General features: G+C 41.6%; 4 protein-coding genes and 5 tRNA genes. All 9 read left to right on the forward strand.

All coding sequences use genetic code 11. The features are described 5' to 3' along the window. Positions 1-543: DHHA1 domain-containing protein (locus tag L654_RS0115265; protein WP_029753634.1), on the forward strand; the 543-nt coding region annotated here is incomplete at its 5' end. Between the two features lie 143 nt (positions 544-686). Continuing rightward, a protein-coding gene (gene prfB, locus L654_RS0115275) for a peptide chain release factor 2 (RefSeq protein WP_096058065.1) occupies positions 687-1,785 on the forward strand; the annotation gives its coding sequence in 2 pieces (ribosomal slippage) (positions 687-761 and positions 763-1,785; 1,098 coding nt in all). Between the two features lie 26 nt (positions 1,786-1,811). Beyond that, positions 1,812-3,347, forward strand: coding sequence for a lysine--tRNA ligase (gene lysS, locus L654_RS0115280; protein ID WP_007583775.1), 1,536 nt, complete (start codon positions 1,812-1,814; stop codon positions 3,345-3,347). Between the two features lie 324 nt (positions 3,348-3,671). Continuing rightward, positions 3,672-3,854, forward strand: coding sequence for a hypothetical protein (locus tag L654_RS0115285; RefSeq protein WP_010553261.1), 183 nt, complete (start codon positions 3,672-3,674; stop codon positions 3,852-3,854). Positions 3,855-3,982: 128 nt separating this feature from the next. Further along, positions 3,983-4,075 (forward strand) — tRNA-Ser (locus tag L654_RS0115290). A 38-nt stretch (positions 4,076-4,113) separates the two neighbouring features. Then, positions 4,114-4,190: transfer RNA gene (locus tag L654_RS0115295), tRNA-Arg, on the forward strand. A gap of 74 nt (positions 4,191-4,264) precedes the next feature. Further along, positions 4,265-4,341, forward strand: a tRNA-Arg gene (locus L654_RS0115300). A gap of 148 nt (positions 4,342-4,489) precedes the next feature. Beyond that, a tRNA-Arg gene (locus L654_RS0115305) sits at positions 4,490-4,566 on the forward strand. Positions 4,567-4,714: 148 nt separating this feature from the next. Continuing rightward, a tRNA-Arg gene (locus L654_RS0115310) sits at positions 4,715-4,791 on the forward strand. The last annotated feature ends 1 nt before the right edge of the window (position 4,792 follow it).

Genomic DNA, 4,792 nt, shown 5'->3' on the forward strand with positions numbered 1-4,792 from the left:
GGCTCGTGCCGCTCTATTGAAGGGCTGCACATGCGCGATTTACTCGAAGGACTTAATACAGCCGACCCACACTTAATTAATAAATTTGGTGGCCACGCAATGGCTGCTGGTTTAAGTATTAATGAGCAGCACTTTAACGACTTTAAAAAAGCGTTTGATGCCGCAGTTAGCGCGCAACTGAGTGAAGAAAGTAAGCGCTGTATTGTGTTTACCGACGGCGAGCTGCCAAACGACTGCTTTACGATGGAATTTGCCCAGCTATTAAAGCAATCGGGCCCGTGGGGTCAGCAATTTCCTGAGCCGGTGTTTGAGCACACCTTTGAAGTAATACAGCAGCGAATAGTAGGCGAAAAGCATTTAAAGCTCGTGTTAAAGCACCAATCTGGTCGTTTAGTTGATGCCATTGCTTTTGGTATTGATGTAAAAGAATGGCCAGATACTGAGGCGAAGTTTGTAAAAGTAGCGTACCAGCTCGATATAAATGAGTTTAGAGGTAAATTTACGCTGCAATTAATAGTTAGAGAGCTTGAAAAAGTGCACTAAAAAATATGTAATATCATGCATAAAATGCTAATAAAGCGCGCGGTTTTTTGTTAAAATCGGGCGTTTTTATCATTTGACGATAATTTATTGCGAAAATCCCATTTAAAGGGGCGCAATTACCTAGCCATTTTGGAGTGATGTACATGTTTGAAGTGAATCCTGTGATTAATCAAATCAAGGAAATTCGCGAACGTACTGAATTGCTTCGGGGGTACCTTTGACTACGCTCTTAAACAAGAACGCTTAGAAGAAGTTAACGCCGAGCTTGAAGATTCAGCCGTGTGGAATGAGCCTGAACGCGCACAAGCGCTTGGCCGTGAAAAATCAGCATTAGAAGCTGTTGTTGAAACAATCGACAACCTTGTAGCCGGTACTGATGATGTTGAAGGCTTACTTGAGCTTGCCGTAGAAGCTGAAGATCAAGATACCTTTGACGAAGCGCAAAGCGAATTAACTGATCTAAACGAGCAGTTAGAAGGTTTAGAGTTTCGTCGTATGTTTTCAGGTCCTCATGACTCAAACGATGCGTACCTTGATTTACAATCAGGTTCTGGCGGTACTGAAGCACAAGACTGGTGTAATATTCTACTTCGTATGTATTTACGTTGGGGCGAGGCTAAAGGCTTTAAAGTTGAGCTAGTTGAAGCGACCGACGGTGATGTTGCTGGTATTAAAGGCGCAACTGTCCGCTTTGTTGGCGAATACGCTTACGGTTGGTTACGCACAGAAACTGGTGTGCACCGTTTAGTACGTAAAAGCCCATTTGACTCAAGTGGTCGTCGTCATACTTCATTTGCTTCTGCGTTTGTATACCCAGAAGTTGACGATAATATTGAAATTGATATGAATCCGTCAGACCTGCGTATAGACGTTTACCGTGCATCGGGCGCGGGTGGTCAGCACGTTAACACCACCGAATCGGCGGTTCGTATTACTCACGTACCAACAAATACCGTAGTGCAGTGTCAAAACGAGCGTTCGCAGCATAAAAATAAAGCCCAAGCGATGAAGCAGTTAAAAGCTAAATTATTTGAGCTTGAGCTACAACAGCAAAATGCTGAAAAACAAACGCAAGAAGATGCTAAATCTGATATTGGTTGGGGTAGTCAAATTCGTTCATACGTACTTGATGACGCACGCATTAAAGATTTACGTACAGGCGTTGAAAACCGCAATACCCAATCGGTACTTGACGGTAACTTAGATAAATTTATTGAAGCCAGCCTTAAATCTGGCCTATAACCACCAAGCTAATAAAGAGCTAAAAAATGACTGATAAAATCCAAGACGAAAACAAGTTAATCGCTGAGCGTCGCGGCAAGTTAGACGCTATACGCGAAAATTGCCCAGCCAACGGTCATCCAAACCAATTCCGTCGTGAGCATTACACGGCTGATTTGCAAGCCCAGTTTGGTGATAAGAGCAAAGAAGAATTAGTAGAGATGCAAGAAGTTGTGTCTATCGCTGGCCGTATTTTAGCAAAGCGTGGACCGTTTTTTGTAATTCAAGACATGAAAGGTCGCGTACAAGCGTATGCATCTAAAGATGTTCAAAAAGATCTTAAAGAAAAATATGGTCAACTAGACACTGGCGATATTATTGGTGTTAAAGGCGCATTAAATAAATCAGGTAAAGGCGATTTATACGTAGAAATGACTGAGTACCAATTATTAACTAAGTCACTTCGTCCGTTACCAGAAAAATTCCATGGCTTATCAGATCAAGAAACAAAGTACCGCCAACGTTACGTTGATTTAATTACTAACGAAGCAACGCGCGAAACATTCCGCATTCGTTCACAAGTAGTTGAAGGCATTCGTCGCTTTTTAGCAGACCGTGACTTTATGGAAGTAGAAACACCAATGCTACAGGTTATACCTGGCGGTGCATCTGCGCGTCCGTTTGTAACTCACCATAACGCGCTTGATATCGATATGTACTTGCGTATAGCGCCTGAGCTTTACTTAAAGCGCTTAGTGGTAGGTGGTTTTGACCGTGTATTCGAAATTAACCGTAACTTCCGTAACGAAGGGTTATCTACGCGTCACAATCCAGAATTCACAATGATTGAATTTTACCAAGCATACGCTGATTACATCGACCTGATGAACATCACCGAAGACATGCTACGTACGGTTGCAGAAAACGTACTAGGTAGTGCAGTTGTAGTTAATACAACTAAAGACGAAAACGGCGAAGTTATCGATTCAGTTGAATACGACTTTGGCCAACCGTTTACACGTTTAAGCATGAGCGATGCAATATTAAAATATAACCCTGAGTTTGATGCTGCGGTATTTAACGACCCAGAAAACCACTTTGACGAATTAAAAGCGTACGCTAAACAAGTGCACGTTAAAATTCCTGAAAATTGTGTTTGGGGCCCAGGTAAGTTCTTGTGTGAAATATTTGAAGAAACAGCAGAGCACATGCTTATTCAACCTACGTTTATTACTGGCTACCCGTGGGAAGTTTCTCCACTTGCACGCCGTAACGACGAAAATGCATTTGTTACAGACCGTTTTGAATTTTTTGTTGGCGGTCGTGAGCTTGCAAATGGTTTCTCTGAGCTTAACGATGCACAAGACCAAGCTGAGCGCTTTACTCGCCAAGTTGAAGAGAAAGACGCAGGCGATGATGAAGCAATGCATTACGATGAAGACTACATACGCGCACTTGAGTACGGCTTACCGCCAACTGCAGGTGAAGGTATTGGTATTGACCGTTTAGTAATGTTGTTTACTGACTCATCAACAATTAAAGATGTTATTTTGTTCCCGCATATGCGTCCACAAGCTGACTAAGCTTTGGGTAGAACAAAGTAAGTTAATAAACGCCGCTTAATAGCGGCGTTTTTTTTGCTTTGCATTAGTATTTTAATTAATAAGTACTACACTAAAAATTAAATGTAGTTATTAGTGCTGGTTAATGTGCAATTCAGCTTCGCTAATTTATTGTTATTGGCAGTTTTTAATATTAAAACTAACAGTGCTATAACTTTTTAGTATGATTGTTTTTTAAACATATGTTGTATTTATGTAAAGGTTTTAGCTAGAATATGCACGAAATTTACACTGCTTGGTATTTAGCAGTTAAATATAGATTCTTAAAGGACTTAGAATAATAGTATGAAAGACAAACGAGTAGATGATCTATCAGAAGAATGCACATCAGAGCAAGAAAGAAATGCTTACTACCGTGCTTGTATTGCTGAATTTCAACAATTAGGTTACCAAGAACAGTATTTGGCTCAGTTAACTGATGACTTAGTTCCTGTGCTAGGTGTTAATCCTTCAAATAAAAATACGTAACCCGCTTAAATTTCAAACTAATTACACTTTTAAACCAAGCATATGTGCAATCTATAACCATATAGTCGTTTTTGGTAGAAAAGTGTTTGACATATTTTCTGAAATCTTTATTATACGCCCCACAAGACGGAGAGGTGTCCGAGTGGCCGAAGGAGCTCCCCTGCTAAGGGAGTATAGAGTTTGTAGCTCTATCGAGGGTTCGAATCCCTCCCTCTCCACCATTTCTTTTAATGGCGTGTTTTGTAAATTTTTAAAGTATGGGTGCATAGCTCAGCTGGATAGAGTACTCGGCTACGAACCGAGCGGTCGGAGGTTCGAATCCTCCTGCGCCCACCATACTTTAATAACTCTGCTTAGAGTCTAAATAAGCAAAAGCTCTACTTAGAGTTAAAATAAGTAAACTATAAAGTGGGTGCATAGCTCAGCTGGATAGAGTACTCGGCTACGAACCGAGCGGTCGGAGGTTCGAATCCTCCTGCGCCCACCACTTTATAGACTCATACTTAGAGTATAAAAAAGTAAAGTGTTGGCTAAAGCCAAACGGTCGGAGGTTCATTCTTACAAGATACGTCCTGCGCCCACCACTTTATAGACTCTCACTTAGAGTAAAAACAAGTAATAGTAAAAATGAAAGTGGGTGCATAGCTCAGCTGGATAGAGTACTCGGCTACGAACCGAGCGGTCGGAGGTTCGAATCCTCCTGCGCCCACCACTTTATAGACTCATACTTAGAGTATAAAAAAGTAAAGTGTTGGCTAAAGCCAAACGGTCGGAGGTTCATTCTTACAAGATACGTCCTGCGCCCACCACTTTATAGACTCTCACTTAGAGTAAAAACAAGTAATAGTAAAAATGAAAGTGGGTGCATAGCTCAGCTGGATAGAGTACTCGGCTACGAACCGAGCGGTCGGAGGTTCGAATCCTCCTGCGCCCACCAC

It is taken from the genome of Pseudoalteromonas sp. TAB23, from assembly GCF_000498075.1.
GTDB classification, from domain to species: domain Bacteria; phylum Pseudomonadota; class Gammaproteobacteria; order Enterobacterales; family Alteromonadaceae; genus Pseudoalteromonas; species Pseudoalteromonas arctica.

Coding starts and splice junctions, on each gene's coding strand:
- lysS (WP_007583775.1), top strand. CDS start 1,812: ATGACTGATAAAATCCAAGACGAAAACAAGTTAATCGCTGAGCGTCGC.
- L654_RS0115285 (WP_010553261.1), top strand. CDS start 3,672: ATGAAAGACAAACGAGTAGATGATCTATCAGAAGAATGCACATCAGAG.